Consider the following 1,628-nt stretch of genomic DNA (forward strand, 5'->3'; position numbering starts at 1 on the left):
CCGGCCGGTCGCCGGGCTGGGGCTGGGCCTGTGCGTGCTGCTGGCCGCCACGCTCCCGCCGGCGTCGGTGCTGGCGGGCCTGGCGGTCTTCGCGGTCGGCCTGGCCGTCTGGCTGGTCCGCCACCGCGCCGGGCGTTAACGGGTGGCCGGGGCGGGTGGACGTCGTTAGCATGGGCGGTATGACGATCTCGCCGAAGATGATGGCCCCTTAGGGGGTTTCGTCGGCGACGTCTTGTCGAGGCCCTGCGAGCGGGGCCTCTCGTCGTGTTCGGGGCCCCTTGGAGGCACCTGATGTATCTCACGACGACCATCCCGTACGTCAACGCCCGTCCCCACCTCGGGCACGCCCTGGAGCTCGTGCAGGCCGACGTGCTGGCCAGGCACCACCGGCGGCGCGGCGAGCCGGTGCGGTTCCAGACCGGGACCGACGACAACTCGCTGAAGAACGTGCTGGCCGCCGAGGCGGCGGGCGTGCCGGTGCGGGAGCTGGTGGACCGGAACGCGGCCGCGTTCGAGGGGCTGCGGGGGCCGCTGGACCTGTCGTTCGACTCGTTCATCCGGACGAGCGTCCATCCCGGGCACCGGGCCGGGGTGGAGCGGATCTGGGAGGCGACCGGGCACGACCTCTACCAGCGGCACTATGAGGGGCTCTACTGCGTGGGCTGCGAGCAGTTCTATCCGGAAGGCCCCTGTCCCGACGGGCACGAGGCGCCGCTGCAGCGCGTCTCCGAGCGCAACTGGTTCTTCCGGCTCTCCCGCTACCAGGACGCCCTGAGCGAGCTCATCCGCGGCGGGCGGCTCAGGATCGAGCCGGTCGCGCGGCGGAACGAGGTGCTGGCGTTCATCGAGGCCGGGCTGGACGACATCAGCGTCTCGCGCTCCGCCGCCCGCGCCCGCGGGTGGGGGATCCCCGTGCCCGGCGACCCGGACCAGGTGGTGTACGTGTGGTGGGACGCGCTGGCCAACTACGTCACCGCGCTCGAAGGCGACGACTACGACCGCTGGTGGGTCTCCGAGCGGCGCAAGGCGCACCTGATGGGCAAGGGCGTGATCCGGTTCCACGCGGTGTACTGGCCGGCGATGCTCCTGTCCGCGGGCGAGCCGCTGCCCACGGAGATCTTCGTGCACGACTACCTCACGGTGGGCGGGCGCAAGATCAGCAAGTCGTCGGGCGGCGCGGCCGATCCGGTGGCGCTCGTGGACGCGTACGGGGTCGATGCCGTGCGGTGGTGGCTGCTGCGCGAGGTGCCGCGCGTGGGCGACGCCGACTTCACCGAGGAACGGCTGGTCGCCAGGGCGGACGAGGACCTGGCCAACGGGCTGGGGAACCTGGTCAACCGGGTCGTCACCATGGTCCACCGCTTCCTGGACGGCCACGTGCCCCCGGCCGGGGAGGAGCCGGCCGCGGTGCCGGTGGACGAGGCGCTGGAGGCATTCGATTTCCGGCGGGCGGCGACGGCCGTCTGGGCGCTCGTCGAGGAGGCCAACAGGTACGTCGAGCGGACCCAGCCGTGGCGGCAGCCCCGGGCCGGGCAGGAGGCCGCGCTGGGAGTCGCGCAGGTCGGCCTGGATGACGGCGGCCTTGCGGGCGATCTCCGCCTGCCGGCCCAGCGGCTTGAGCTGGCGGC

At 73.1% G+C, this 1,628-nt stretch carries 1 pseudogene; it reads left to right on the plus strand.

Annotated features, from left to right (window positions below):
- Positions 1–291: 291 nt before the first annotated feature.
- Positions 292–1,284 (plus strand): annotated as a pseudogene (locus ACWDX9_RS63075) (methionine--tRNA ligase); the annotation flags it as partial.
- Positions 1,285–1,628: the final 344 nt, after the last annotated feature.

This window comes from Nonomuraea sp. NPDC003201 (genome assembly GCF_053590415.1).